The organism is Mameliella sp. CS4 (genome assembly GCF_019392335.1).
Classification (GTDB): domain Bacteria; phylum Pseudomonadota; class Alphaproteobacteria; order Rhodobacterales; family Rhodobacteraceae; genus Antarctobacter.
In genome coordinates this window covers 38,991-64,391 of the sequence record NZ_JAHXRQ010000017.1, presented here as the reverse complement: position 1 = coordinate 64,391, position 25,401 = coordinate 38,991, and the positions used below count along the sequence as shown (strand labels likewise).

Annotated in this window: 25 protein-coding genes and 1 riboswitch; of the genes, 9 read left to right on the top strand and 16 right to left on the bottom strand. The window is 66.4% G+C overall.

The window, feature by feature from the left end; genetic code table 11:
* The first annotated feature begins 140 nt into the window (after positions 1–140).
* The gene (locus tag KZZ07_RS18570) at positions 141–770 is read left to right on the top strand and encodes a chloramphenicol acetyltransferase (RefSeq protein ID WP_219516362.1); all 630 of its coding nucleotides are present in this window, start codon (positions 141–143) and stop codon (positions 768–770) included.
* Positions 771–868: 98 nt separating this feature from the next.
* Here KZZ07_RS18570 and KZZ07_RS18565 read toward each other — a convergent pair whose 3' ends face one another.
* Both KZZ07_RS18565 and KZZ07_RS28005 read right to left on the bottom strand, forming a co-directional pair.
* Entirely contained in the window at positions 869–2,686 is a 1,818-nt protein-coding gene (locus tag KZZ07_RS18565) for an ABCB family ABC transporter ATP-binding protein/permease (protein ID WP_219516361.1), read from the bottom strand.
* Between the two features lie 283 nt (positions 2,687–2,969).
* Entirely contained in the window at positions 2,970–5,006 is a 2,037-nt protein-coding gene (locus KZZ07_RS28005) for a LysM peptidoglycan-binding domain-containing protein (RefSeq protein ID WP_219516359.1), read from the bottom strand.
* 128 nt (positions 5,007–5,134) lie between these two features.
* On the opposite strand from KZZ07_RS28005, the gene KZZ07_RS18555 reads away from it, so the two are divergent.
* On the top strand, positions 5,135–5,686 hold the full coding sequence (locus KZZ07_RS18555) for an LOG family protein (protein WP_219516358.1): 552 nt from the start codon (positions 5,135–5,137) through the stop codon (positions 5,684–5,686).
* On the opposite strand, the gene rarD is transcribed toward KZZ07_RS18555, so the two are convergent.
* Both rarD and KZZ07_RS18545 read right to left on the bottom strand, forming a co-directional pair.
* Positions 5,629–6,543 (bottom strand): EamA family transporter RarD, encoded by a 915-nt coding sequence (gene rarD / locus KZZ07_RS18550; protein ID WP_219516357.1) that lies wholly within the window; start codon positions 6,541–6,543, stop codon positions 5,629–5,631. The two genes, KZZ07_RS18555 and rarD, sit on opposite strands and share 58 nt — an antisense overlap.
* A 95-nt stretch (positions 6,544–6,638) precedes the next feature.
* On the bottom strand, positions 6,639–7,163 hold the full coding sequence (locus KZZ07_RS18545; RefSeq protein ID WP_219516356.1) for a DUF3592 domain-containing protein: 525 nt from the start codon (positions 7,161–7,163) through the stop codon (positions 6,639–6,641).
* 264 nt (positions 7,164–7,427) lie between these two features.
* Here KZZ07_RS18545 and KZZ07_RS18540 point away from each other — a divergent pair, with 264 nt between their 5' ends.
* On the top strand, positions 7,428–7,721 hold the full coding sequence (locus KZZ07_RS18540; RefSeq protein WP_219516355.1) for a DUF1330 domain-containing protein: 294 nt from the start codon (positions 7,428–7,430) through the stop codon (positions 7,719–7,721).
* 82 nt (positions 7,722–7,803) lie between these two features.
* Here KZZ07_RS18540 and KZZ07_RS18535 read toward each other — a convergent pair whose 3' ends face one another.
* The 6 genes from KZZ07_RS18535 to KZZ07_RS18510 form a co-directional block, all read right to left on the bottom strand.
* Positions 7,804–8,403, bottom strand: coding sequence for a superoxide dismutase (locus KZZ07_RS18535; protein WP_219516354.1), 600 nt, complete (start codon positions 8,401–8,403; stop codon positions 7,804–7,806).
* 92 nt (positions 8,404–8,495) lie between these two features.
* The gene (locus tag KZZ07_RS18530; RefSeq protein ID WP_219516353.1) at positions 8,496–8,912 is read right to left on the bottom strand and encodes a hypothetical protein; all 417 of its coding nucleotides are present in this window, start codon (positions 8,910–8,912) and stop codon (positions 8,496–8,498) included.
* Positions 8,913–8,984: 72 nt separating this feature from the next.
* Positions 8,985–9,557: a sarcosine oxidase subunit gamma gene (locus KZZ07_RS18525; protein ID WP_219516352.1), complete on the bottom strand. Its 573-nt coding sequence runs from the start codon at positions 9,555–9,557 to the stop codon at positions 8,985–8,987.
* Positions 9,550–12,570, bottom strand: coding sequence for a sarcosine oxidase subunit alpha family protein (locus tag KZZ07_RS18520; RefSeq protein ID WP_219516351.1), 3,021 nt, complete (start codon positions 12,568–12,570; stop codon positions 9,550–9,552). The genes KZZ07_RS18525 and KZZ07_RS18520 overlap by 8 nt, the downstream gene beginning before the upstream one ends.
* A 62-nt stretch (positions 12,571–12,632) precedes the next feature.
* Entirely contained in the window at positions 12,633–12,962 is a 330-nt protein-coding gene (locus tag KZZ07_RS18515; protein WP_219516349.1) for a sarcosine oxidase subunit delta, read from the bottom strand.
* A gap of 364 nt (positions 12,963–13,326) precedes the next feature.
* On the bottom strand, positions 13,327–14,571 hold the full coding sequence (locus KZZ07_RS18510; protein ID WP_219516348.1) for a sarcosine oxidase subunit beta family protein: 1,245 nt from the start codon (positions 14,569–14,571) through the stop codon (positions 13,327–13,329).
* 170 nt (positions 14,572–14,741) lie between these two features.
* Here KZZ07_RS18510 and ccmI point away from each other — a divergent pair, with 170 nt between their 5' ends.
* The 3 genes from ccmI (at position 14,742) to KZZ07_RS18495 (ending at position 16,928) form a co-directional block, all read left to right on the top strand.
* Positions 14,742–15,977 (top strand): c-type cytochrome biogenesis protein CcmI, encoded by a 1,236-nt coding sequence (ccmI, locus tag KZZ07_RS18505; protein WP_219516347.1) that lies wholly within the window; start codon positions 14,742–14,744, stop codon positions 15,975–15,977.
* A 200-nt stretch (positions 15,978–16,177) separates the two neighbouring features.
* Positions 16,178–16,675, top strand: coding sequence for a Holliday junction resolvase RuvX (ruvX, locus tag KZZ07_RS18500; RefSeq protein ID WP_219516346.1), 498 nt, complete (start codon positions 16,178–16,180; stop codon positions 16,673–16,675).
* 16 nt (positions 16,676–16,691) lie between these two features.
* Positions 16,692–16,928: a DUF1289 domain-containing protein gene (locus KZZ07_RS18495; protein WP_219516345.1), complete on the top strand. Its 237-nt coding sequence runs from the start codon at positions 16,692–16,694 to the stop codon at positions 16,926–16,928.
* 121 nt (positions 16,929–17,049) lie between these two features.
* Here KZZ07_RS18495 and KZZ07_RS18490 read toward each other — a convergent pair whose 3' ends face one another.
* From KZZ07_RS18490 to dusA, 3 genes are read right to left on the bottom strand one after another with little or no spacing between them, the layout of a single operon-like run.
* A complete protein-coding gene (locus KZZ07_RS18490) occupies positions 17,050–17,820 on the bottom strand; it encodes a hypothetical protein (protein ID WP_219516411.1) in 771 nt (256 codons plus the stop codon).
* Positions 17,817–18,632 carry a sulfite exporter TauE/SafE family protein gene (locus KZZ07_RS18485; protein ID WP_219516344.1) on the bottom strand — a complete coding sequence of 272 codons (816 nt, stop codon included), beginning with the start codon at positions 18,630–18,632 and terminating at the stop codon, positions 17,817–17,819. The genes KZZ07_RS18490 and KZZ07_RS18485 overlap by 4 nt, the downstream gene beginning before the upstream one ends.
* Before the next feature lie 5 nt (positions 18,633–18,637).
* A complete protein-coding gene (gene dusA / locus KZZ07_RS18480; RefSeq protein WP_255564443.1) occupies positions 18,638–19,633 on the bottom strand; it encodes a tRNA dihydrouridine(20/20a) synthase DusA in 996 nt (331 codons plus the stop codon).
* A gap of 217 nt (positions 19,634–19,850) precedes the next feature.
* Between dusA and KZZ07_RS18475 the strand changes: the two genes are divergently transcribed.
* Together KZZ07_RS18475 and hemN are read left to right on the top strand one after the other, a co-directional pair.
* The gene (locus KZZ07_RS18475) at positions 19,851–20,024 is read left to right on the top strand and encodes a hypothetical protein (protein ID WP_219516341.1); all 174 of its coding nucleotides are present in this window, start codon (positions 19,851–19,853) and stop codon (positions 20,022–20,024) included.
* Between the two features lie 51 nt (positions 20,025–20,075).
* On the top strand, positions 20,076–21,431 hold the full coding sequence (hemN, locus tag KZZ07_RS18470; protein ID WP_219516340.1) for an oxygen-independent coproporphyrinogen III oxidase: 1,356 nt from the start codon (positions 20,076–20,078) through the stop codon (positions 21,429–21,431).
* A 221-nt stretch (positions 21,432–21,652) separates the two neighbouring features.
* Here hemN and KZZ07_RS18465 read toward each other — a convergent pair whose 3' ends face one another.
* The 3 genes from KZZ07_RS18465 to KZZ07_RS18455 all read right to left on the bottom strand — a co-directional run bounded on the left by KZZ07_RS18465 (position 21,653) and on the right by KZZ07_RS18455 (position 24,138).
* A complete protein-coding gene (locus KZZ07_RS18465) occupies positions 21,653–22,348 on the bottom strand; it encodes a fumarylacetoacetate hydrolase family protein (protein WP_219516339.1) in 696 nt (231 codons plus the stop codon).
* Between the two features lie 32 nt (positions 22,349–22,380).
* Positions 22,381–23,385 carry an aldo/keto reductase gene (locus KZZ07_RS18460; RefSeq protein WP_219516338.1) on the bottom strand — a complete coding sequence of 335 codons (1,005 nt, stop codon included), beginning with the start codon at positions 23,383–23,385 and terminating at the stop codon, positions 22,381–22,383.
* Positions 23,386–23,448: 63 nt separating this feature from the next.
* Positions 23,449–24,138, bottom strand: a complete 690-nt coding sequence (locus tag KZZ07_RS18455) for a D-lyxose/D-mannose family sugar isomerase (protein WP_219516337.1) — start codon at positions 24,136–24,138, stop codon at positions 23,449–23,451.
* Positions 24,139–24,268: 130 nt separating this feature from the next.
* Positions 24,269–24,471, top strand: a riboswitch (cobalamin riboswitch).
* A 173-nt stretch (positions 24,472–24,644) separates the two neighbouring features.
* Between KZZ07_RS18455 and KZZ07_RS18450 the strand changes: the two genes are divergently transcribed.
* Positions 24,645–25,397: a DUF4198 domain-containing protein gene (locus KZZ07_RS18450; RefSeq protein ID WP_219516410.1), complete on the top strand. Its 753-nt coding sequence runs from the start codon at positions 24,645–24,647 to the stop codon at positions 25,395–25,397.
* Positions 25,398–25,401: the final 4 nt, after the last annotated feature.

Here is a 25,401-nt window from a genome sequence, read left to right as displayed (position 1 = left end):
GATGGCTTGACGGAGACCCTAGCATCCTGTTTCCGATAGGCAACAAGTGACACCCTCCGGATTGCCCCCGCGCGGCCTGAAACAGTTTCAAGACGCGTTTGAAACCGGCATTCAGGTCGGGCTTTACCGGAGTTTCCCAGATGGCCGAACACCCCGTCGACCTTGAGACATGGCCGCGCACAGCGCAGTTCCGCTGGTTTCGCAGCTTTGAAAAGCCGCACTACGCGGTGACCGTGCGGATGGACGCGACACATCTGATGAGGGTGCGGAAACCGGCGGGGCACTCGCTGTTCCGCGCCTGCCTGCATGCCATTGGCTGCGGGCTGCACGGGGTGCCGGAACTGGGCATGCGGTTTCGCGGTGACAGCGTCGTGCGGCATGACAGGGTGATGCTGTCGACCCCGGTGCCGCGCCCGGATGGCGGGTTCAACTTTTCCTACGTGCCTTTCGACCCCGACTTCGACCAGTTCGACACGGGTGCAAAGGCGGCCATCGAGGAGGCGCGCAACCGCGCGACGCTGGCCGGCAATTCCGAGGGGATGGACGGCGTGGCCTACATGTCCTGCCTGCCCTGGCTGGATTTCACATCGCTGGACAATGCCATGCCCAACGCGCAGGACTGCATCCCCCGGGTGGCCTGGGGCAAGATCGTGGCCGAAGGCGACGGCTGGCGCATGGCGATGGGGATCCAGGTGCATCACGCGCTGGTGGACGGCGAACACCTGGGCGGGTTCTTCGAGGGCGTTCAAAGGGCGCTGGACGCCGGGTGAGAGAGAACGCGCTTCCAAGCGCGTTCGGATCGCCTTGGACAAGGCGATCCCAAGCGTTTTCGAAAACGCTTGCAAGACGCGGCGCCGCGTCTTGACCCTCAGGCCGCCTCGTCCTCGCTGGCCTGCTGGCGCGCCCAGAGCGCGGCATAGCGCCCGCCCTTTGTCAGAAGCGCATCATGCGTGCCCGTTTCGACCACTTCACCATCCTGCAGGACGACGATCCGGTCAGCGTCGGCGATCGTGGACAGGCGGTGCGCGATCGTGATGACCGTGCGCCCCTCACCCGCGCGGCGCAGGGCGTCCTGGATGCTCGCCTCGGTCTCGGTGTCCAATGCGCTGGTCGCCTCGTCCAGCAGCAGGATCGGCGGGTCCTTGAGCAGGGTGCGGGCAATCCCCACGCGCTGTTTCTCGCCCCCGGACAACTTCAGGCCCCGCTCACCGACCTGGGTGTCGTATCCCTCGGGCAGGCTCTCGATGAAGCTGTGGATCTGCGCCGCCTTTGCAGCGGCGACGATCTCTTCCTCACTGGCGCCGTCCCGGCCATAGGCGATGTTGTATCGGATCGTGTCGTTGAACAGGACCGTGTCCTGCGGCACCACGCCGATGGCGGCATGCAGGCTGTCCTGGGTCACGTCGCGCAGATCCTGCCCGTCGATGCGGATCGCCCCGCCCTCGACATCGTAGAAACGGAACAGCAACCGTCCGATGGTGGACTTGCCAGAGCCAGAGGGGCCGACCAGCGCCACGTTCTCGCCCGCGCCCACCCTCACGTCGATGCCCTTGAGGATCGGGCGGGTGGGATCATAGCCGAACCGCACTCCGGCAAATTCCACCACCCCGCCTGACACCGCCAGCTTCGGCGCGCCCGGCTTGTCCGAAACCTCACGCGGCTGTTCGAGCAGCTCGAACATCTCGCCCATGTCCACCAGGGCTTGCCGGATCTCGCGGTAGACCGTGCCAAGGAAGTTGAGCGGCATGGTGATCTGGATCATGTAGGCGTTGACCATGACGAAATCACCCACGGTCAGCGCGCCGTTCTGCACGCCCACAGCCGCCATGACCATGACGGCCACCAGGCCCGAGGTGATGATCAGCGACTGGCCTGTGTTCAGCATCGCCAGCGAGGTCGCCGTCTTGATCGCCGCCTGTTCGTAGCCCTGCATGGCACGGTCATAGCGGGCGGCCTCGCGCGCCTCGGCGCCGAAATACTTGACCGTCTCGAAGTTCAGCAGGCTGTCGATCGCCTTCTGATTGGCGTCGGTGTCCTGCTTGTTCATCTCGCGGCGCAGTTTCACCCGCCATTCCGTCACCTTGAAGGTAAAGGCCACGTAAAGCGCGACGACCCCGACCACCACGGCAAGGTACCAAACGTCGAAGAGATAAAAGAGCACCCCCGCCACCAGCATCAGCTCCAGCATCAGGGGGCCGATGGAAAACAGCAGGAAGCGCAGCAGGAACTCCACCCCCTTCACCCCCCGCTCGATGATGCGGCTGAGCCCCCCGGTCTTGCGCGTGATGTGATAGCGCATCGAAAGCCGGTGGATATGGGTGAAGGTCTCCAGCGCCAGCCGCCTCAGGGCGCGCTGGCCGACCTTGGCAAAGACCGCGTCGCGCAGCTGCTGGAATCCCACGGTCATCAGCCGCGCCATGCCATAGGCCAGGGTCAGCCCCACCGCGCCCAGCATCAGGTCCGAGACATCGCCCGACAGCGTGTCGACCGCCTGCTTGTAGAGGATGGGCGTGCCGACGGCGATAAGCTTGGCCAGAACCAGGAATCCCAACGCGATGACGACGCGGCGCTTGGCCCAGGTCTGCCCCTCGGGCCAGAGATAGGGGCCGACGCGGCGAATCGTGCGCCATCCCGAACGGCGTTCGTCGCGGGCGATCTGGGCGTCGGTAGAAGTGTCGGGAGGCATGAACGGTTTTCCTGTTTGACCCTTTCACCTAGGCCGCGGCGCCCGGATCTGCAAGCGGCGCCCGGCCTTGCGCGGGTCCGGGGGCGTCTTGTCCGAGGCATACGTTCGGCGTGCCCCCGTCTCCCTTCGGCCACCGCCAGCATGGATATCGGGCGCCCCGGGGAAACAGGCGCGCTGTCGCCCGCTTCTTTGGGCAGGAAAATACCTCCGGGGGTGAGGCCAAAGGCCGAGGGGGCAGCGCCCCCTGCCCGCCCGGCCAAGGGCGGGCAGCGCGGAAACCGCGTCAGTCGGTCGGTGTCTGCGGTAGGTCGAAGATCTGTCCGGGATAGATCAGGTCGGGGTCACGAATACGGTCGCGGTTGGCGTCGTAGATGCGGACATATTGCATCCCGTCACCGTAGCGTTGGCGCGAAATGCCCCAAAGCGTGTTGCCCGGCTGAATCGTCACGCTGCGCACCGGGCCGGTCCCCTTGGAGACCACCCGTTCCAGCACCGTGGCGCTTTCGCGCAGAAAGGGGCTTTCGACACGGGCGATGACCTGGCCGCGTTCGTTGATCTGGTCGACGCGCAGGACATAGGTGCCCTGGTCGACCTCGGGCAGTTGCACCCGCCAGCGGCCATCCTCGCGGATGCGCGAGGTGGTGACGGGCGTATTGTCCAGGTAGATGCGCACAAAGGCGGCGGTCTTGCCCCGGCCTGAGAGCAGCACGTCCCCCTCGTCGTCATAGCTGATCGAGTCGAGCGCCACGTCGCCCGGTGCGATGGGCGCGGTCGACAGCGCCTCGACCCCGCGCGGCGAGGACAGAAGGACGGCGGGCGGCAGCGCGGTCGGAGGCGCGTCACCCACGTCCGGTTCGGCGCGCGCGGTGATCACCGGATCGTCCCCGGCACGCGGAGCGGCGGTCCCTGCGGCGGGCACGGCGCCATCGGGGCTGGCCGGATCACGCACGCTGGCGCGGGGCGCGGTCGGGTCCTGGCTGTCCACCGGGGCCTGTGTGCCCGGCAGGCCACCGGGAGGCAGCGGCGCACCGGCGATGGACGGCACCGGGTCAGTGCCCGGCAACGGGCCGCGCTGCGGGGCGCCGTTCCACTTGGGCGCGCCCAGCGGGTCGGGGCCGTTGCCCACCACGGGCTGCGGATCGACGCGGGCGATCTGGTCGCGCGGGACCTCAGGCGGGCTCTCGGGATCGACGGGACCGGCATCGGGGCCAGTGGTGGCCAGCGGACCATCGCTTTCGGGCCCCTCGGGCGCGTCGGCATCGGGTTTTTGCTCGAGGATCGGGCCTGTCACCACCGGTTTTTTCGGCTGCCGTTCCGGCGTCAGGTCGGCGGCGGCCACCTGGCGCGGCGCGACGATCACCTCTCCCTCGGAGAGAACGGTGCGTTCCTTGGCGGTCTGGCGCAGGGTGATCACCGCGCCCTGGTCCGGCGGCAGGTTGAGGAAAGTCGTGAACTTGCCGTCGCCGCCGATCTTGAGCTCTTCGACCGGCTCGCCGTTCACGATCACTTCGACCAGCGCCCCCGGCTCACCGCCCCCCGCGATCAGCGAGAAGCCGTCGGTCTCGGCGCGCACCACGTCGAAGCTGGGCCGGATCACCGCCTCGTCCCCGTCCAGCAGCAATTCCTGCACCGGGGCCGCGTCGGGATCGAAGAGCGGCAAGAGCGCGCCTGCGGCCTCCGGCGCCTCGGAGTCGGGCCTGTCGGGATCGGGCCCCTCTGCCACGGGCGCCGCGGCGGCCACGGTTTCATCCGGGGCCGGGCCGGGCACGGTCTGGTCCGGCTCGGGCCGGTCCGGCGCGGGGCCATCGGGGTCCACCGCCGCAATCGAGATGTCCGTGGCCGGTCCCTCGGCACCCTCTGCCGGGATCGGTGCCACCGGGTCCTCGGCCGGTTCGGGTACATCTGCGGTTTCGACCGGCGGCGTCACCGGATCGGGTTTCTCCACGGTCTCCACCGGATCCACAGGCTCATCAGCGTCCACCGGCTCCGCAGCGTCCACCGGATCAGGGGCATCGGCGGTCTCGACCGGGCGGGTTGCGGGATCGGGCTTGTCCACCGTGGCCGAGGGTGCGGGCACCGGATCGTCGGTCTTGACCGGATCGGCCGGCGGCGGCGCCACCGTCGACGAGGCCAGCGGCGTGTCGGGTGCATCGGCGCTGGGAACCGGCGGTGCATCCGGCGCGGCGACCACGGGATCGGGGGCCGGCCCATCGGGTGTGGTCCCCCAGGGCGGGTCGATCATGCCGGTGGCGACCATGACAGTCACCGCCCCGGCAGTGCCTGCGCCGGCGAGGGCCAAGTAGAGTGCGATCTTGCTCATGGCAGCCTTCCGAATGACAGCACCTGCGGCCTCGGCCCCCCAGCGGGGCCACAGGATGGTTGAGCGTTTATAAACCACAGGCTACGAAGCGTCAAAAGTCGTTTTTTCTACAAGCCTTGGAGCCTGAAATGCCCACCATGTCCATCTGCGTCTACTGCGGCTCCCGCAAGGGGGGAAATCCCGACTATGCGGCAGAGGCCACCGCACTGGGAGAGGCCCTGGCCCATGAGGGCTGGCGGCTGGTCTACGGCGCGGGCGACGTCGGCCTGATGGGGCTGATCGCGCGGGCGGCGCAGGCGGCGGGCGGCGAGACATTCGGCGTGATCCCCACCCACCTCTTGCGACTGGAGGTCGGCAAGACCGATCTCACCAGTTTCGTCATCACCGAGACCATGCACGAGCGCAAGAAGGTCATGCTGATGAACGCCGACGCGGTGGTGGTCATGCCCGGCGGCGCCGGGTCGCTGGACGAGTTCTTTGAGGTGCTGACATGGCGTCAGCTGGGCCTGCATGCGAAACCCATCATCCTGCTGGACGTGGCGGGCTATTGGGCGCCGCTCAAGGCGCTGATGCAACATGTGGTCGACACCGGTTTTGCCGACCCCTCGCTGATCGAATTCGTTCAGAGCGGCGGTTCGGCCGAGGAAGTCATGGCGCTCTTGCGCCGCGCCCTGTCCTGAACAAAGCCCGAGGCCGAGTAGATCGCCAGCGCGGCCCAGATCAGGCCGAAGGCGATGAGGTGGAAAGGGGTGAGCGGCTCTTTGAAGATGACCACGGCGCAAATGAACTGCAGCGTCGGGTTGAGGTATTGCAGCACCCCCAGCGTCGTCATGTTGACCCGCTGCGCCGCGGCCGAGAACAGCACCAGCGGCAGCGCCGTCAGCAGGCCGGAAAAGACCAGCAGGCCCGAGGTATAGAGGTCATCGCCAAAGATGGCCTTGTCCTGTGCTTCCAGCGTCAGAAGCCAGCCCAGGGCAAAGGGTGCCAGCAACAGGACCTCTCCGGTGACGGACACGACCGGCCCGACGGAAAGCCGTTTTTTCACAATGCCGTAGATACCAAAGGTCGTGGCCAGGATCAGCGCGATCCAGGGTGCTGTACCCAGTCCCCAGGTCAGCTGCGCCACCGCCAGCGTGGCCAGGCCCACCGCCACCCATTGCAGCGCCGACAGCCGTTCGCGCAGGACGACGACGCCCAGCAGCACGGCAACCAGCGGGAAGGTGTAATAGCCCAGCGAGGTTTCGCGCACCTGCCCGATCTGCACCGAGAGAATGAAGAGGAACCAGTTGGCGGTGATCATCAGCGCCGCGACGGCGGTGATCAGCGCGGGCCTTGGCCGACCGACCGCGCCGCGCAGCTCGCGCAGGCGGCCCTGCACCGCCAGCAGCCCGGCAAAGACCACCAGCGACCAGAAGGTGCGATGCGCCAGCAGTTCCAGCGGCGGGACGTGCAGCAGCAGCTTGTAGTAGAGCGGCGAAAGCCCCCAGATCGAACAGGCGCCGATCATCAGGAGGATGCCTTGGGTCTGGGGGGGCATGGTCGTCTCCGGTCAGTCCCCCTGCCCTACAAAGCGGCGCGCCCGGCTGCAAGCGCGTTGCTGCTCTGCCCCCCGGCGTCGAAACGGACCCTGTCTCAGCCAGCCGTCCCGCCACGCAGCCAGCGCCGCACCCGCCAGGCCGCGAACAGCGCCGGGATCAGGGTGATCAGCCCGATGTAGAAAATCGTCAGAGGCAGCGCCCAGAGATGTTCGAACACGGGCAGTCTGACATTGCCCTTGGTCTGCGGGTTGAACAGGATCTCTTGCCGCGATCCGATCTCGAATCCCCAGTTGGCAGAGGACTGCCCCAGGCTGGCCTCGGTCATGTCGCCCTCGCGAAACTCATAGCGAAAGACGGGACCATAGACGGTATGGCTGCCCTTCCACGGCGTCCAGTCCTCCCATTCGTAGACGCGGACAACCTCTCCGGTGGTGCGCTCCGCGCGCGAGACGAAACTGACGCTGTCATAGGCAAAGAGAGCCGCCGCCGCCAAGAACAGCACGGGCGTCACAAAGATGAGAAGCCAGACGCGCCAGGACACCTGCCGCCGCCCGTCCGGCAAGGTGCGCCACAGGAATTGCTGTGTCTGGTTCACTTGAATGATCAGGTTGCGCAGCATCGTAGCCCCCTCGCCTGTCGGGTTCCCGAATTCACCGGATTGCCCCGCGGGCGGTCCGCGAAAGCCCTGTCTTTATCCATGATGTGAACAACCTCTCGAAAAATTGCCGACGGTCCGGACGGACCCGCGCCCAATGACAAAGATACCCGCATCATAGGATGTCTTAGCGCTTTTGTGAATCGCGGGGACGCGGGCGACGCGCGGATTGCCGCAGGGCCCGATCCCCCCTAGCCTGTCAGGTGAACAAATCGGGAGAACAGCGATATGGGGGCTTTCGTCATCGGACAGATGCAAATCCACAGTCGGGACTGGATGGAAGAGTATTTCGCCAAGATCCCGGAGGTTGTGGCCGCCCACTCGGGCGCATTTCTTGTCCGGGGCGGGGCGCCGGAGCCAATGGAGGGGGACAATCCCCTGCCCGACGCCGCCTTCGTCATTGCTTTTCCGGACCGCCAGCACGCCCGGGACTTCTGGAATTCCGCCGAGTTTCAGGCCCTGGCCAAGCTGCGGCGCAGCGGCTCGACCCTGAACGCCGTTCTGGTGGATCGGCTTCCCTAGCCCCGCACGAAAAACGCCCCCGCAGCATCCTGCGAGGGCGTCTTGGCATCTGGCCGGGGCGTGAATGGCCCCGCACATGGGATTACAGGCGCGAGGCCACGTTTTCCCAGTTCACCAGGTTGTCCATGAAGTTGGTCAGGTAGGCCGGACGCTTGTTGCGGAAGTCGATGTAGTAGGAGTGCTCCCACACGTCGCAGCCCAGCAGGGCGGTCTGACCAAAGCACAGCGGGTTCACGCCGTTCTCGGTCTTGGTGACCTTCAGGCCACCGTCGGTGTCCTTGACCAGCCAGCACCAGCCCGAGCCGAACTGGCCCGCGCCCGCGGCGGCGAACTGCGACTTGAACTCGTCGACGGTGCCGAAGCTGTCCTTGATCGCGGCTTCCAGTTCGGACGGCATGGAATTCGGGCCGGGGCCCATCATTTCCCAGAACTGCGTGTGGTTCCAGTGCTGCGAGGCATTGTTGAAGATGCCCGATTGCGCCACGGCGCCCGCGTCATAGGTGCCCTTGACGATCTCTTCGAGGCTCTTGCCTTCCCACTCGGTGCCGGAAATCAGCTTGTTGCCGTTGTCGACATAGGCCTTGTGGTGGATGTCGTGGTGATATTCCAGCGTTTCCTGGCTCATGCCCTGGCTGGCCAGAGCGTCGTGTGCATAGGGAAGATCGGGAAGTTCGAAAGACATGGTTCACCCCTTCGTGATGTGGCGGTTCATTGCCCAATAGGTGTCCCCCTTCCCGCCGAAGGTCAACCCTGCCTCGGCGCTCAAAGGTGACTTCAAGGAGAAAGTTTTGTCGCCAGACAACTCCCCGACCTGTTGAAAAGCGCACCTTTCCCACGGGGTTGGGCGGTCACATTGACCTTGCCGCTGGCCTTGAGGAAGGTTGCGCGATAATCCAGCAGCACACGCCGGTTCCCGGTGGACCGCAGCTCCAGCTCCCATGAGACCGTCAGCCGAGAGCTGTTGTCCCTGACCAGCGTCCCCTCGACCGGAACACCGTCGTTGGCCCCCAGGATCGAGGCGTCAGAGATCACGACCCGGTCGATGGCCCGGTCGAGCGCGATGAAGATCACCGGCTGGATCCACTGACGTTCCGAGGTGCCGTCGATCCGGCAATGATAGGCCATCTTTTCCGCCACCGCGCCCCCGGAGAGGGCAGCCCAGAAAAGGCCCGACAGGATGAGGCGGCGCATGACGGCTCCGTTGCGGCGAACAGCCCCGGCACTATCGGCAGAGCCGCCCGACAAGGCAACCGTCCCCAGCGCTTAACCGGTATGAAAGCCGACAAATGCGTCGGGATCGGCGGCTGTACGGAGCAGGTTGAACATATACTCCGCAACCGAGCGGAAGCAGAAGACCTGCGCCGTGGTGTCGTCGCTCAGCCAGACGCCCGCCGCCACCTGGGCAAAGCGGGTGCGGCGCAATTCGCCCACCGGCAGGGCATCGCGGGCAAAATCCACCGGTGCCAGCTTGGCCAGCACGTCGCGCACCTGCGTCCCGCGCAGCCGGAACATCGCCCGCATGTCCGAGACATTTTCGACCAGCGCGTGCTGGCCCTGCAGTGCCTCAGCCAGTTGTGCGCGCGCCCGCGCCGCCTGCCGGTAAGGTACCAGCACCAGGAGTTCGTCCGGCGACATCCAGAGCAATCCGCTTTCCCCCATGACCTGCGCGCCGCGCATATCGGGCATCGGAACCCCGGTCAGACCAGTCACGGCCTCCTGCAGGCCAGCATCCGACAGATCGCCGCGCAGGGCGATCATGCCCTGCGGCCCTGTCTCGCGGACGTCCGCCAGACCCTCGTAATGTGCGCCGCCGAGCGGCAGAACCGGATCAGACATTCTGCTTCTCTCCTTCGGGGTCAAAGAAGACCGGGCTGACGATCTTCGCCTCGACCACGGTTTCGCCATCGTCCTTGATGAAGGGAATGATCTCTCCCATCCGGTCGGGGCCGTGATGGACAAGGCCCATGGCGATCCCCTTGCCCAGCGTCGGCGAATGGTAGGTCGAGGTCACCCTACCTTGGGTGTTGCGCTGGCCGTTGGCGTTCTTGCCGGCCGCCACGGCATAGGCCCCATCCGGCAGGACCGAACCGTCAACGGTTTCCAGCCCCACCAGTTGCCATCGGTTCGGATCGGCCATGTGGCTGCGGGTCTGCGCGCGCTTACCCAGGTAGTCCTCTTTCTTCTTCGAGATCGCCCAATGCAGGCCCAGGTCCTGCGGGATCACCGTGCCGTCGGTTTCGTCCCCGATCATGATAAAGCCCTTCTCGGCCCGCATCACGTGCAGCGCCTCTGTGCCGTAGGGGGTGATGTTCCACTCCTGCCCGGCCTCGACGATTTTGTCCCAGAAGGCGCGGCCGAGGTTCGCGGGCACGGCGATCTCGTAGCTGAGTTCGCCAGAGAAGGAGATCCGGTAGACCCGCACCGGGAAACCGGCCAGCGTGCCATCGGCCCAGGCCATGAAGGGCAGCATGTCCTTGCCGACATCCATACCCCCCAGCTTTTCCAGCAGCTTGCGCGCGTTGGGGCCGACCACGGCAATCTGGGCGAATTGCTCTGTCGCGTTGGCGGTATAGACCTTCCAGTCCCACCATTCGGTTTGCAGCCATTCCTCCATATGGGCATGGATGCGGTCCGCGCCGCCGGTGGTGGTGTGGCAGAGGAACGTGTCCTCGTCGATCCGCGCCACCACACCGTCGTCGGTCAGAAAGCCGTTTTCCGTGCACATCAGGCCATAGCGGCAGCGCCCCGGTTTCAGCGTGCTCATCATGTTGGTGTAGAGCATGTCGAGGAAACGGCCCGCATCCGGTCCCTTGACGATGATCTTGCCAAGGGTGGAGGCGTCGAGCAGGCCAAGGCTATTGCGGGTGGCCAACACCTCGCGGTGGACCGCGTCGTGCTTGCTCTCCCCCTGTTGCGGATAGCAGTAGGGACGGCGCCAGTGGCCGACCGGCTCCCAGGCGGCGCCGTGTTTTTCGTGCCAGGCGTGGATCGGTGTCTTGCGGATCGGCTGGAATATCTCGCCCCGCGCCTCGCCGGCAATGGCCCCCATGCTGATCGGTGTGTAGGGCGGGCGAAAGGTGGTGGTGCCCACCTGCGGGATCTCTTCACCCAGTGACGCAGCAAGGGTCGCCAGACCGTTGATGTTGCTGAGTTTTCCCTGATCCGTGGCCATGCCCAGCGTGGTATAGCGCTTGGTATGTTCGACGCTTTCATAGCCTTCGCGCGCGGCCAGTTGCACGTCCGAAACCTTGACGTCGTTCTGGTAGTCCAGCCAGGCCTTCATGCGCAGATCGTCCCAGGCGTTTTCCGGCATCAGCCAGACCGGACGCAGCGGCACTTCCTCTACGCTCTCACCCTTGGGCGGGGCAAAGCGGCGGGGTTTTCCACCGGCGGCCTTTCTGGAGGATTTCCCAGCCTTGTCAGCATCTTCCAGAACGCTCTTGAGGTCCATTTCGCCATTGGCACTGCCCGTCACGGTGACAAAAGGCAGACCGTCGTGGCTGGTCGGCGCGCGTTCGGGATCGGGGCGGAAAAAGGCGTGGTCCTCGTCCCAGGTCAGCTTGCCACCGCAATGGGACCAGAGGTGCACCACCGGCGACCAGCCACCCGACATGGCCACGGCATCGCACTTGATCTCTTCCAGCATGGCACCGCCGCCGGCCATCGCGCAGATCGCCACGCCGGTGACACGCTTGCCGCCCTTGACCTTGGCGATGGCCCGGCCGGTCTCGACACGGATGCCCAGCGATTTCGCCTCTTCCATCAGAGCGCCGCCGCCCATCTGGCGCGCGTCGATCACTGCCGGCACCTGCAGCCCCGCCTGTTTCAGGGCGATGGCCGTGCGGTAAGCGTCGTCGTTGTTGGTCACGACCACCGTCCGCTGACCCGCGATAACTCCATAGTTCACCAGGTAATCGCGCACGGCAGAGGCCAGCATGACGCCGGGAATGTCGTTGCCCGCAAAACTCAGGGGTCGTTCGATTGCGCCGGTGGCGGTCACGATCTGCCTGGCACGGATGCGCCACAGCCTGTGACGCGGTCCTTTCAGGAAAGGCGCGTGATCGGTCAGACGCTCATAGCCCAGCACATAGCCGTGGTCATAGACCCCCGCCCCCATGCTGCGGGTCCGCAGCGCGACATTCTCCATTCCTTCAAGGGCTTCGACGGTCTTGTTCACCCAGCCCCCGGGCGCCATGCCGTCGATCGTGCCGCCGTCCACCGGCGCCCGGCCGCCCCAATGGGCGGTCTGTTCCATGACCAGCACCTTGGCACCGGAGTCCGCCGCCGCCTTGGCCGCCTGCAGCCCCGCCACGCCGCCGCCGATCACCACGACATCGACGAAAGCATAGAAATGCTCGTAGGTGTCGGGATCGCGCGTCTCCGGGTCCGGCGCACGGCCCAGCCCCGCCGACTGGCGGATGAAAGGTTCGTAGATGTGTTTCCAGAAGGGACGCGGGTGGATGAAGGTCTTGTAGTAGAAGCCCGCCGTCAGGAAACGCCCGAACAGCCAGTTCAGCGCGCCGATGTCATAGTCGAGCGACGGCCAGTGGTTCTGCGAGGTCGCCTGCAACCCGTTGAACAGCTCCGTCGTGGTGGCGCGCTGGTTCGGCTCATGCGTGGTGTCGCGCCCGAGGTTCACCAGCGCGTTGGGTTCCTCGGCGCCAGAGGCGACCACACCACGCGGACGGTGGTACTTGAAGCTGCGGCCCACCAGCATCTGGTCATTGGCCAGGAGCGCCGAGGCCAGCGTATCGCCCTCGTGGCCACGAAAGCTCTTGCCGTTGAAGGTGAACCGGATGTCGCTGCTGCGGTCGACCAGGCGGCCGCCTGTGGCGAGACGGGTGCTCATGTCTCAGGCCTCCCCGCTGTGTTGGCGGTTGGAAAGGTGAGTATTTTCAGAGAGAAGAAACATCAGGACAGCTCTCTCCACGTCCAGCCGGGGCGCTTGGCGGTGATCGCGTCGCGGATCTTTTTCGGCGGTTCGGCGGTCTGGGCGGGATAGGTGCCGAAGACCTCCAGCGTCATGGTGCAGCGCGCGGCGTGGAACCACTTGCCGCAGCCGTTGACGTGGCGCCAGCGTTCGAAATGCACGCCCTTGGGGTTTTCGCGCATGAAGAGGTAGGCCTCGAAGTCCGCGTCCGAGGAACCGGGGCCGAAGCGCGTCAGATGCGCCTCGCCGCCCGCGTGCAGTTCGGTTTCATCGGCCTGGACGCCGCAATAGGGGCATTCGAGGGTCAGCATTTCCATTCACCACAATGTAGAATCTTGTTCGACAGTAGATCGCCCCAACCCCATTGAAGAGTACCTACAATTGCTACCAAAGCATCCAACCGGAAAATTCGCTTCAACCTGCGTTTATGATATGGCGTATTTTCCGAGTTATTGTGACCACCGAAAGGTGTCCGCTGACCTCTTTCCATGAGATGCGTCGTAACTGTTCCAAAAGACAGCAAAGAACAAATTACCACAATACTTCCGGACCGGGCGAACGGTGATACTTGTTGAAACCAAAGTTCAGCAAAGAACGGTACGACTGTAAAAAGGAACAATATGCCAACTGCAAACCAAATAGGTGCGCGTAGCAATATCGGGGCATCTTCATTCATCAATGCGCCACCCCCGCCGCCACTGACTCATCAATGAATTTCCCCTCACCGAAGCGCCACATGGAGAACTCTTCGCACAAAGACGACTCTCCCCGCGCCATCAGTTCCGCAAAGCCCCAGCCGGAACCGGGGATCGCCTTGAACCCGCCCGTGCCCCAGCCGGCATTGATGAAACAGCCCTCCAGCGGGGTTTTCGACAGGATCGGAGAGCGGTCGCCGGTGACATCCACGATCCCGCCCCACTGCCGCAGCATCTTGAGCCGCGAGACCATCGGAAAAGTCTCGACCAGGGCGCGCACGGTTTCCTCGATGTGGTGGAAACTGCCGCGCTGGGTATAGGCGTTGTGCCCGTCGGTGCCGCCGCCGATCACCATCTCGCCCTTGTCGGACTGGCTCATGTAGCCATGCACGGTGTTGGCCATGACGACGCAATCCATGACCGGCTTGATCGGCTCTGACACCAGCGCCTGCAGCGGCACGGATTCGATCGGCAGGCGAAAGCCCGCCTTGGCGGCGAAGTCGCCTGAATGCCCGGCCACGACGATTCCCAGCTTCTCGCAGGAGATGTCGCCCTTGGTGGTCTGCACGCCACTGACGCGGCCCGCCTCCTGCAGAACGCCGGTGACCTCGCATTTCTGGATGATATCCATGCCCATCGCCGAACAGGCGCGGGCATAGCCCCAGGCCACGGCGTCGTGGCGCGCGGTGCCGGCGCGTTCCTGCCAGAGCGCGCCCAGCACGGGATAGCGCGGCCCGTCGAGGTTGATGATCGGCACGATCTCCTTGACCTCGCGCGGGGTGATAAAGCGCGTCTCGACCCCCTGCAGGGCATTGGCATGGGCGGTGCGCAAATAGCCGCGCACCTCGTGCTCGGTCTGGGCCAGCATCATGACGCCGCGCGGGCTGAACATGACGTTATAGTTCAACTCCTGGCTCAGCGTCTCGTAGAGGCTGCGCGCCTTTTCATAGATCGCGGCGGACGGATCCTGCAGGTAGTTCGAGCGGATGATCGTGGTGTTGCGCCCGGTGTTGCCGCCGCCCAGCCAGCCCTTCTCGATCACCGCGACATTGGTGATGCCAAAGTTCTTGCCCAGGTAATAGGCCGTCGCCAACCCGTGCCCGCCGGCGCCCACGATAACCACGTCATAGTGGCTTTTGGGCTGCGCATTGCGCCAGGCCCGCTCCCAGGTCTTGTGTCCGGACAGGGCTTCTCGGGCAATGGCAAAGGCGGAATAACGTTTCATGGGCTCGAATCCGGTTGGTCCGTTTCGGGTATGATGCACACAGACGTCATAGCTCAGGCGCAAGCAACCGTCACTAGGCCCCGTGGTTGCGACATCGCGCGCCACAGCGGGTTTTTGCCCTTTTTTCCGGCCCGGCAGCGCCTTAAGTGAGACAGGAGAAAGGGAGGCCGATGACCGTATTCTGGATAGTGACCGCCGCCTTGGCCCTGCTCTGCGCAGGGGCTTTGGTTCTGGCCCTCTTGCGCGGACGGCGCGCCACCGGCCCGGCAGAGGCCTATGATCTTGAGGTCTACCGCGACCAGCTGAAAGAGATCGAGGCGGACGCCGCCCGTGGCAAGATCCCCGCCGAGGAGGCCGAGCGCCTGCGGGTCGAGATCTCGCGCCGCTTGCTGTCGGCGGACGCCAAGCTGCAGGCGCCCGGCAGCGGCAGCGACCAGCCTCGGGTTCTGGGGTTCGCCCTGGCGGCGGTCATCGCGCTTTTGGTGGTGGGCGGTGGCTTTGGTCTCTATACGCAGATGGGGGCTCCGGGCTATGGCGACGTGCCGCTCAAGGCGCGGCTGGCCCGCGCCGAGGAAGCGCTGAAAAGCCGCCCCTCTCAGGCCACGATCGAGGCCCGCATTCCGCCGCAGGCCGCGCCCGATGCCACGCCGCAGTACCAGGCGCTGGTCGAACGGCTGCGCAAGGCGGTGGAAACCCGCCCCGACGATATCCAGGGCCATGTCCTGCTGACCCGGTCCGAGGCGGCACTGGGGAACTTCTCGGCGGCCTACAAGGCCCAGAGCCAGGTCATCCGGCTCAAGGGGGACGCGGCCACGGCCAAGGATTTCACCGATCTCGCCGACATGATGATCCTCGCCGCCGGCGGCTATGTCTCGCCCGAGGCCCAGGCGGTGCTGGAACAGGCCCTCTCGCGCGATCCCGACAACGGCGTGGCGCGGTATTACGGCGGGTTGATGATGGCCCAGGTGGGCCGCCCCGACGTCGGTTTCCGCATGTGGAACAAGCTGTTGCGCGAAAGCAGCGCGCAGGACCCTTGGGTTCAGCCGATCAGCGACCAGATCCAGGACTTGGCCTTCATGGCCGGGGTGCAGAACTTCCAGATGCCGCAACTTGCCGGTGGCACGGCACGCGGACCCAGCGCCGCCGACATCGACGCGGCGCGGGACATGACCCCCGAGGAACGCCAGCAGATGATCCGCGGCATGGTGGGCCAGCTTTCCAGCCGCCTCGCCGAAGAAGGCGGCCCGGTCGAAGACTGGGCGCGGCTGATCTCGTCTCTGGGCGTCCTGGGTGAGACGGACCGCGCCAGCGCGATCTACGCAGAGGCACAGACCGTCTTTGCCGAAAGCCCCGAGGCACTGGACATGCTCAGGGGCGCCGCCGAACGCGCCGGGGTTGCTGATTGACCTCCATGCCGGATGCAGCCTCTCCCTTGCCTTCTTTGGGCAGACAAATACCTCCGGGGGAGTCGCGCCATGCGCGACGGGGGCAGCGCCCCCCACCCCGAGCCGGAGGCCACAGGCCGCAGGCGAGACACCCAGCGCGCCGCAAGGCGCTCATCCGGATCGCGGGTCCGGATCGCGGGCTGCCGCAAGGAGCGCACTGAATGATCCACAACAGCATCGACACCTTCACAGCCGAGCTGCCGCCGATGGTCGCCCTGGCCGGACTGGACCTGGGGACGCGGACCATCGGGGTTGCGGTCAGCGACAGTTTCCGATCGGTCGCGACACCGCTGGAAACCGTCAAACGCAAGAAATTCGGTGTCGACGCGGCAGCGCTGGTCAAGATCCTGCAGGCCCGCGGCATCGGCGGGCTGGTGCTTGGCCTGCCGCGCAACATGGACGGCAGCGAGGGGCCGCGCTGCCAGTCGACCCGCGCTTTCGCCCGTAATTTCGCCGCCCTATGGGAGGGGCCGATCACCTTCTGGGACGAGCGCCTGTCGACCGTGGCGGCGGAAAAGGCCCTGCTGGAGGCGGATACGACCCGAAAACGTCGCTCCGAGGTCATCGACCACGTCGCCGCCGCCTATATCCTGCAAGGAGCACTGGACCGGATGCGGTATCTGAACGCACAGCCCGGCGCAGCGGACGCGCCAGAGTAGGCCGGAGTAGATGGGTATGAAAGACGACATCTGGTCCCGCAACGAGGTCCAAAGCCCCTGCATCAAGGTCTGCGTGATCCATCCGCAAGAAAGGCTCTGCACTGGCTGCCTGCGCACCGCGCGCGAAATCACCATGTGGTCCAGCATGAGCCAGGACGAACGCCGCGAGGTGCTCGAGGAATTGCCCGATCGCGCCGGCCGGCTGCGCAAGCGGCGCGGCGGGCGCGCGGCGCGGGTGAAGTCCCGGGACTGAGCGTGCCAGCGGCCCGCCGTCGGTTGGTTTCGGAAAAAAGGGGGCGCTGCCCCCATCTCCCTGCGGTCGATCCCCCCGGAGTATTTTTGCAGAGAAGAAGCCCGGGGGCTTGGCGCGGAACTCACCCGGCGAGCCAGGCTTCCGCGCCGCCCGTGACCTGGGGGCGGAAATAGGCCACCATGCGGCCTTCCGGTGGCGCCTTGGCGCCCTCGGCCCAGGGGGCAATTCCGTGCAAGGTCAGCCGGTGCAGCAAGAGCGCCTCGCCCGGCGCGGCGGGCAGTTCGACCCGGCGGCAGGTTTCGAAACAGCGGCGACGCGCGGCCTGATAGGCATCCGTGATATCCACCTCGCCCCAGGTCTCCGGCGGATGACCTGCCAGCGCCGCGCGCAGGGCGGTGCGCATGATCTGGTGGCTGCCCTCCCAGGCAACCAGCGGACTGGCCCCCGCCTCCGCCTCTGTCAGCGGCAGGCCGAGGATCCAGGCATGGGGCTCGCGGATGCGGCGGCGGCGGGCCTCGCCTTCGGCCAGCACCCCGTCCACATGGGCCGCGTCGCGCTTCAGGCGATAGCGAAACCCGGCCTCGCTTTCGCCCGAGCGGGGGCGCGGATAGCCGGGAAAGGTGATCGACAGCTGCGCCGGGTGCAGATCCGGCAGCGGCGCCAGCGCCGCGGGCGCGGGTCCGGCAAGGGGCACGCCCCCGATGCTGCCGTCAGGCGCCGTGGGCAGGGCATCGACGCCCACGAACCAGGTCCCCTCGCATTGCAGCCAGGTCTCGCGCTGTACCGGATCGGCCAGCGCGGCGCAGCCCGCCTCATGCGCCGCCGCCGCCCAGTCCAGCGTTGCGCAATCTGCGGCAAAGCGGGTCCAGCCGCGCGTTTCCAGCGCGCTCAGCCCCACAGCGCCTCGCGCATCATGTTGGCCGCGACGAGCAGGATAAAGACCGCAAAGATGCGCCGCAGCACCATCGCGTCCAGCGCATGCGCCAGCTTTGCCCCCAGCGGGGCCGTCAGGACGGTCATGCAGATGGTGATCAGGAAGGCCGGCCCGTTGACCGCGCCCAGCGTCCAGGGCGGCGCGCCATCGACCTGCACGAAGATGAAACCCAGCACCGAGGGCACCGCGATCAAGAGACCAAAGCCCGCCGCCGTCGCCACCGCGCGGTGCATGGGCACGCTGTAGAGGGTCATCAGCGGCACGCCGAAACTGCCGCCGCCGATCCCCATCAGGACCGACAGGAACCCCAGCACCGGCGACAGGATCGAGCGGGTCACCGTGCCCGGCATCTGCGGCGCGATGCGCCAGTCCTTGCGCCCGAAGGCCAGGTAGATCCCCACGATCGTCGCCAGCACCGCAAAGATGACCGCCAGCGCGTCCGACCGCAGCCCGGCGGCGATCAGCACGCCCACAACCGCACCCAGCGCAATCCCCGGCGCCCAGGATTTCAGGATTCCCCAGTCCACCGCGCCACGCTTGTTATGCGCCATCACCGAGCGGGTCGAGGTCACGATGATCGAGGCCAGCGAGGTCGCCAGGCAGATCTGCATCAGCTGCGGCCCGTCAAACCCCGTTGCCGAGAAAACGTAGAAATAGGCCGGGACCAGGATGATCCCGCCCCCCACGCCAAAAAGTCCCGCCAGGATACCGGCGAAACCCGCCGCCACCACGAGAATGCCCACGAGGGGCAGAAGTACCGAAAGATCCATGTTGTTCAGGCCGCCTTTGCTGGTCCGATATGTGAAAGCGCCGCTTCGACCAGTTCCGGCCCCGCGCCCTCGCGCGTGGCCCCGGTCGAGAGTATCTGCCGCCAGCGCCGCGCGCCCGGACGACCGGAAAAGAGGCCAAGCATGTGCCGTGTGACCTGGTGCAGCTTGCCGCCCGCGGCCAGATGCGCCTCGATGTAGGGCAGCATGGCGCGGGCCACGTCCTCGGCGCTCTGGTCCCGGGCGTCGCCCCAGATCCGCGCATCCGCCTCGCCCAGGATGTCCCAGGGCTGGTGATAGGCGGCGCGGCCCACCATGACCCCGTCCAGCCCGTTTTCAAGAAAGGCCGCGGCCTGGTCGAGATCGGTGATGCCGCCGTTGACCGAAAGATGCAGATGCGGGAACAGGCCCCGCATGCGCTGCACCAGGTCATAGTCCAGCGGGGGAATGTCGCGGTTTTCCTTGGGGCTCAGCCCCTGCAGCCAGGCCTTGCGCGCGTGAATGATGATGCGCGAACAGCCCACGGCGCCCAGCCGGGCAAGAAACTCGGGCAGGACCTCTTCGGGGTCCTGATCGTCGACGCCGATACGGCATTTCACCGTCACCTCGACATCCACCGCGTCCTGCATGGCGCTGACACAGTCGACCACGGTCTGCGGGTGTTTCATCAGCACCGCGCCGAAGGTGCCCGATTGCACCCGGTCGGACGGGCAGCCGCAGTTCAGGTTGATCTCGTCATAGCCCGCCGCCTGCCCCAGCTTTGCCGCCTGCGCCAGTTCCTGCGGGTCCGACCCGCCCAGTTGCAGCGCCACGGGATGTTCCGAGGCGTCGAAGTCCAGAAGATGCAGCGCCCCGCCGCGCACCAGCGCGGGCGCTGTCACCATCTCTGTGTACAGCAGCGCGCGGCCGGAGATCAGCCTGTGGAAATAACGGCAATGCCGGTCGGTCCAGTCCATCATCGGCGCCACGGACAGGCGGGCGGCCGAAACAACCTCTGCTCTCATCTCTCCACCTGCTCCTCTGGCCCTGTGCATCCTTGTGCCCCGCGCGGCTCATCCGCGATGACCGCTTTTCCCTAGCAGCTTCCGAAAGGGTTTTCAGCCCCATCCCGCCACGCGAATCCGCGGCCCGCACGGGGTATCCTGTCGCGCCCGCCCGGGCCAGATCCGAACGGCAAGGCCGCGCCTGGGGTTGGCCTTCCGTCGCCTCAGGTCATAGGCCGTGGCACCTGTCGCGGCCACCGCGATTCTCTCACCCGCCCCGCTGCTGCGCCGCGACTGGCTGCGCGCCAATGGCCGCCGCATGGGCCTGCGGGCGCCGGTCGGACTGGCGCTCTGGCTGGGCAGCCTGCACTTGCACAGCCTCTTGAGCGGCGTCTCGCCCTTTCCTGCCTGAACCTTGATCTTGCGCAAAGTGCGCGGGCCGCAAAAGGCGCAAGGGAAAGGCATGATACAGATCGACCGCCTCAGATCCCTCGGCCTCTTCGACGCCCGGGTGCCCCGCTACACTTCCTATCCCACCGCCCCGGTCTTTACGCCGCAGGTCGGCGCTTTGGACCAGGCGCAGGCGCTGGCCGCGCTGGATCCTGCCGTGCCGGTCTCTGTCTACATCCACATCCCCTTTTGCGAGCGGCTGTGCTGGTTCTGTGCCTGCCGCACGCAGGGCACGCAGACGCTGGCCCCGGTCGAAAGCTACATCGGCACGCTGGAACAGGAACTGGCGCTGGTGCGGGACACCCTGCCCAAGGGCCTGCGCATGGGCCGCATGCACTGGGGCGGCGGCACGCCCACCATCCTGCCCCCGGCCCTGATTCACAGGCTGGCGCAGGCGGTCAAGGCGGTGATCCCGCCCACCGAGGATTGCGAATTCTCGGTCGAGATCGACCCGACGATGGTGGACCGCGCCAAGATCGCCGCGCTGGCCGCCGAAGGCATGAATCGCGCCAGCATCGGCATCCAGGACTTTGACCCCGTGGTACAAGAGGCCATCGGGCGGCTGCAACCCTTCGACGTGACCCGCGCCTGTGTCGACGATCTGCGCGCGGCGGGCATCCGGTCCCTGAACGCCGACCTGGTCTATGGCCTGCCCCACCAGGACGCGGCTCGGCTGAACGACACCGTGGCCAAGGTGCTGGATCTGGCGCCGGATCGCATCGCGCTGTTCGGCTATGCCCATGTCCCCTGGATGTCCAAGCGGCAAAAGCTGATCGACGAGGCCACGCTGCCGCATGAGGTGGAACGCTTCCAGCTGGCGGAACTGGCCGCGCGCCGCTTTGCCGAGGCAGGCTTCGACAGCATCGGCATCGACCATTTCGCCCGCCCGGATGACGGGCTGGCCGTCGCCGCGCGCACCGGCCACCTGCGGCGCAATTTCCAAGGCTATGTCGACGACAGCTGTGCCACGCTGATCGGCCTCGGCGCCTCGTCTATCTCGCGCCTGCCCACGGGCTATGTCCAGAACGCCCCCGCCACGCCCGCCTATGTCCAGCGGATCGAGGCCGGAGAACTCGCAGGCGCGCGCGGCCACGTCATGACGGGCGACGACCTGCTGCGCGCCCGCGCGATCGAGATGGTCATGTGCGATTTCCGGCTGGACCTGGACGCGCTACGAGCCGAGTTCGGCCCCGATGCCGACAGCCTGCGGACCGAAATGATCCTGGCCGCCGAGCGGTTCGGCGATCTCGTCGAGCTTGGCGACACCGCCCTTGCCATCCACCCCGAGGGCCGCGCCCTGACCCGGATGGTGGCCCGGCTCTTCGACGGCTACACGCCCGAGGGCGCCCGCTACAGCCAGGCGTCCTGACCCCGGCGCCCGGTGGCCCGTCACGGGCCGCCGGGACCCGGCACATCTTTCGACTGCGCTTGAAACCCGTGGCGGACAGCCTTCTCCGGGACGGTCCCGCTGTTTCCGGGAGAGGCCATGCGCCTTCTGGACCGGCCAGCCAACAGGGCAGATCCCCTGGTCGGCTCTTTGGCGCGCGGTGTCGTCACGTCACCCTGAGAGTCCTGAAACCGGGCCTCTCACTAGCCGCGCGGGCCGATCACCGTCTCGATCCGGCCCAACCCCTCGATCTCGACCGCGCAGGTATCGCCGGGCACCAGCGCGCCCACGCCCGCCGGCGTGCCCGTCATGATCAGGTCGCCCGGTTCCAGCTTCATCGAATGGGACAGGATCGAGATCACCTCTGGCACGGTCCAGATCATCTCGGCCAGGTCACCGTTCTGGCGCGTCTCACCATTGACCGACAGCCGGATGAAACCCTTGTCCGGATGGCCGACCGAGGCCAGGGGATGCACCGGGCCGACAACGGCCGACGCGTCGAAATCCTTGGCCCAGTCCCAGGGGCGCCCGTGTTCCTTGGCCTCGGCCTGCAGGTCGCGCCGGGTCAGATCGTTACCGACGGCATATCCCCAGACATGGGACAGCGCGTCCTTCACGGCGATGTCGCGCCCGCCCGTGCCGATGGCCACAACCAGCTCCGCTTCGTGGTGCAAGTCCTGCGTCTCGGGCGGATAGGCCACCTCTGCCCCGGCGGCGACCACCGCACCTGCGTGTTTGGTGAAGAAGAAGGGCGGATCGCGATCCGGGTCCTTGCCCATCTCGCGCGCATGGGCGGCATAGTTGCGCCCGACGCAAAAGATCCGGCGCACCGGGAACCGCGCCGCGCTGCCTTCGACGGCGGTGCTGGCCTGCGGTGCGGGCGGGAAAACGTAATCCATGTCAACTGTCCTTGTGATTGTGTGGGCCGGGCTCAACCGTAGGATTCCGGGCCGATCCACTGGTCCGCCGAATAGCGCGACCCATGCGCCCAGCCAAGCGGCAGGCGGCGCTCGATCTCGGCCTTGAGCTCGTCGCCCAGCATCATCGAGGCGCCGCGCACCAGTTCATGCAGGTGCCCCGGGCTGCGGGTGCCGGGAATCGCGTGCACGGTGCGGCCCTGCGACAGCACCCAGGCGATCGCCAGCGTCGCCGTGGCATAGCCCGCCTCGGCGGCAAGATCGCGGAACGGCTGGCTGGCGGCGATGTTACGTTCCAGGTTGCCGCCGATAAAGCGCGGATTGACCTTGAGAAACGCCGCCGCCGCGACCCGTTCCGGCGTTGGCGGCGTGTCGGACAGCAGCGCCCGCCCCACCGGCGAAAAGGCGACCAGCGCGGTGCCCAGCTCCTCGCAGGCCTGCACCAGCCCCAGTTCCGGCAGGCGCGTCTGTAACGAGTATTCCGACTGCACGGCGGCCACCGGATGCACGGCGGCGGCGCGCCGCAGGCTGGTGGGGGCGATCTCGGAGTAGCCGAAAGAGGCGATCTTGCCCTTGCGGATCAGCGCCGCCAGCGAGTCCGTCACCTCCTCGATCTCGATCCGGGGATCGCGGCGGTGGACATAGAACAGGTCGACCTGTTCCAGCCCCAGCCGTTTCAGGCTCTTGTCCAGCTCTGCCTCCAGGTGGGCGGCGGAATTGTCGAAACAGCGCGCGCCCGTGTCCGGGTCACGGGTGATCCCGGCCTTGGTGGCGATGCGAAAGGGGCTGCCCCCCTTGCCCGCGTAGCGTTTCAGAAAGGCGCCGATGATCTCTTCGGAGGTGCCCATGCCGTAGACGTTGGAGGTGTCGATGTGATCGACCCCGGCGTCCAGTGCCGTGTCCAGGACCGCATGGCTCTCTTCCTTGCTCACCGCGCCGTAAAAGCCCGCAAAGGACATCGCCCCGATGCCCAGCGCCGACACCTCCGGCCCGCCCGGTCCAAGTGCACGTCTCAGCATGTCCTGCTCCCCTCGACTGACAGGCGGAGAGTGGCGTCCGCCTTGCGCCTTGGCAAGCCCTGCTCAGGCCTCCAGCCAGGCCGTGTAGTCGCTGACCAGCAGGTGCAGCGGCGCCTCGTCCTCCTCGACCTCGGAAAACCGCCCGATCGGCTCGCGAAAGATGTTGTCGGTCTCGTCGTCGTTCACCGTGCTGACCTCGCCGATCAGAACGTCGCCGCCCTCGCCCCAGAAGGCGTGCCAGTCGCCCGGCCGCAGGGTGACGCTCTCGCCCGGCGCCAGTTGCAGCTTTTCGCCCGGGGCATAGTCATGCACGATCCCGTCGCACATGACGCGCCCGCCGCGATCCTCGGCGAAATTGCCCTGGTCGTCAGACCCGTAAAGCTCCACCACCAGCGTTGCACCGCCCCGGTTGATGATGTCCTCGGCCTTGATGACATGGGTGTGCATGGGCGACAGCTGATCCTGTTTCGAGATCAACAGCTTTTCCGCGTAACACATCCCCCGCCCCGAGGTCAGGTCATCCAGCAGCCCGTTGCGCAGGGTGAACAGGAACAGCCCCATCTCGTCATAGCGCCCGGCGCCGTAGTCGGTGATGTCCCAGCCACAGCGCGAGTCGATCACATGCCGCGCCGCACCCGCCTGGGCGACAAAGGCCTCTGGCGACCACTGCGCAAAGGGTGGCAGGGTGAACCCGTGACGGCGGATCATCTCGTCCGCCTCCGTCATGATGGCGTTGATGCGCGAGCGTTTCATGCCCTGCCCTCCGTTAGCGATAGCGGTGTTGCTACAGCTATCCGCCTCCCGCCCGGCCCCGTCAACCGTCAAACCGAGCCAGCCCGCGCCCCGATCACATTGCCCATTGCCCCCTCCCCGTGCATCTGTCACACACGTTCCCGTGACCGGTCCCGGACAGGCGACTGTCCGGGGGAAAGAGGGAATGCCGTGCGGCGCATCCGCGCCAATCCGGCAACTGCCCCCGCAACTGTAAGCGGAGAGCCGGGCCAATACGCCACTGGAGCAATCCGGGAAGGCAGGCCCAGGCACCGACCCGCGAGTCAGGAGACCTGCCGGACACCCGTGGCCCAGAAGGCCGCGGTTCCACCGGACGTCGGGGTGAGCGTCTGGCCTGTGTCCTGTCCGGACCCCGGCCACCTTGTCCCACGTTTCCACCGCATTGCGCCGGGGATGGCGCAAACTGGACAAGGACGTTGACAGTGACTCTTTTTACCCTTGGAAAACAGGTCCTTGCTGCGGCCATCATGGCGCTGCCCACGGCGGCGCCCGCGCATTTCCTGCTGGAATACACCACCGACACGCTGATCCAGCGCCCGGGGGACGTGCCGGTCAAGCTGATCTTCTGGCACCCCTTCGATAACGGCCATGTCATGGACATGCAGCGCCCGCTGGAATTCTTCATGATCCACCGCGGCGAAAAGACCGATCTGATCGACAGGCTGGAGCCGATCACCTTTACCGGCGCAAGCAACTCCGCCGCCGCCTTCCTGGGCTCGGTCCCGGTGAAACGCTCGGGCGATTACGTGCTGGTGACGGTGCCCACGCCCTACTACGAGGAATCCGAGGACATCTACATCCAGCAGATCACCAAGACCTTCCTCAACCGCAGCACGCTGCCGACAGACTGGGACAAACCCGTGGGCCTGCCGGTGGAGATCCTGCCGCTGAACAAGCCCTACAACATCATCGCCGGCTCCACCTTCACCGGGCAGGTGCTGGCCAACGGTGAACCCGTTGCCGGTGCCGAGATCGAGATCGAGTACATGGCCGCCGAGCCCGACATGGACAGCGCCCGTGCCACCGATCCCGTCACCACCCCGCCCCCCGGCGGCGCCGTCGTGGCGATTTCCGACGCAAACGGCTATTTCACCTTCGGCGTGCCCAAGGCGGGGTACTGGGGCTTTGCCGCCCTTGGCGCCGGCCCCGTCACCGAACATGAGGGCAAGGAACTGAGCCAGGACGCGGTGATCTGGATCCGCGCCTGGGACCTGGAGTAAGCCA

Coding starts and splice junctions, on each gene's coding strand:
- KZZ07_RS28005 (WP_219516359.1), bottom strand. CDS start 5,006: ATGAGCAAGATCGCACTCTACTTGGCCCTCGCCGGCGCAGGCACTGCC.
- KZZ07_RS18525 (WP_219516352.1), bottom strand. CDS start 9,557: ATGTCTGATCCGGTTCTGCCGCTCGGCGGCGCACATTACGAGGGTCTG.
- KZZ07_RS18540 (WP_219516355.1), top strand. CDS start 7,428: ATGGGGGCTTTCGTCATCGGACAGATGCAAATCCACAGTCGGGACTGG.
- hemN (WP_219516340.1), top strand. CDS start 20,076: ATGATACAGATCGACCGCCTCAGATCCCTCGGCCTCTTCGACGCCCGG.
- KZZ07_RS18455 (WP_219516337.1), bottom strand. CDS start 24,138: ATGAAACGCTCGCGCATCAACGCCATCATGACGGAGGCGGACGAGATG.
- KZZ07_RS18520 (WP_219516351.1), bottom strand. CDS start 12,570: ATGAGCACCCGTCTCGCCACAGGCGGCCGCCTGGTCGACCGCAGCAGC.
- KZZ07_RS18565 (WP_219516361.1), bottom strand. CDS start 2,686: ATGCCTCCCGACACTTCTACCGACGCCCAGATCGCCCGCGACGAACGC.
- KZZ07_RS18545 (WP_219516356.1), bottom strand. CDS start 7,163: ATGCTGCGCAACCTGATCATTCAAGTGAACCAGACACAGCAATTCCTG.
- KZZ07_RS18485 (WP_219516344.1), bottom strand. CDS start 18,632: ATGGATCTTTCGGTACTTCTGCCCCTCGTGGGCATTCTCGTGGTGGCG.
- KZZ07_RS18530 (WP_219516353.1), bottom strand. CDS start 8,912: ATGCGCCGCCTCATCCTGTCGGGCCTTTTCTGGGCTGCCCTCTCCGGG.
- KZZ07_RS18535 (WP_219516354.1), bottom strand. CDS start 8,403: ATGTCTTTCGAACTTCCCGATCTTCCCTATGCACACGACGCTCTGGCC.
- KZZ07_RS18495 (WP_219516345.1), top strand. CDS start 16,692: ATGAAAGACGACATCTGGTCCCGCAACGAGGTCCAAAGCCCCTGCATC.
- KZZ07_RS18555 (WP_219516358.1), top strand. CDS start 5,135: ATGCCCACCATGTCCATCTGCGTCTACTGCGGCTCCCGCAAGGGGGGA.
- KZZ07_RS18465 (WP_219516339.1), bottom strand. CDS start 22,348: ATGGATTACGTTTTCCCGCCCGCACCGCAGGCCAGCACCGCCGTCGAA.
- ruvX (WP_219516346.1), top strand. CDS start 16,178: ATGATCCACAACAGCATCGACACCTTCACAGCCGAGCTGCCGCCGATG.
- dusA (WP_255564443.1), bottom strand. CDS start 19,633: ATGAGAGCAGAGGTTGTTTCGGCCGCCCGCCTGTCCGTGGCGCCGATG.
- rarD (WP_219516357.1), bottom strand. CDS start 6,543: ATGCCCCCCCAGACCCAAGGCATCCTCCTGATGATCGGCGCCTGTTCG.
- ccmI (WP_219516347.1), top strand. CDS start 14,742: ATGACCGTATTCTGGATAGTGACCGCCGCCTTGGCCCTGCTCTGCGCA.
- KZZ07_RS18460 (WP_219516338.1), bottom strand. CDS start 23,385: ATGCTGAGACGTGCACTTGGACCGGGCGGGCCGGAGGTGTCGGCGCTG.
- KZZ07_RS18510 (WP_219516348.1), bottom strand. CDS start 14,571: ATGAAACGTTATTCCGCCTTTGCCATTGCCCGAGAAGCCCTGTCCGGA.
- KZZ07_RS18450 (WP_219516410.1), top strand. CDS start 24,645: ATGGCGCTGCCCACGGCGGCGCCCGCGCATTTCCTGCTGGAATACACC.
- KZZ07_RS18570 (WP_219516362.1), top strand. CDS start 141: ATGGCCGAACACCCCGTCGACCTTGAGACATGGCCGCGCACAGCGCAG.
- KZZ07_RS18515 (WP_219516349.1), bottom strand. CDS start 12,962: ATGCTGACCCTCGAATGCCCCTATTGCGGCGTCCAGGCCGATGAAACC.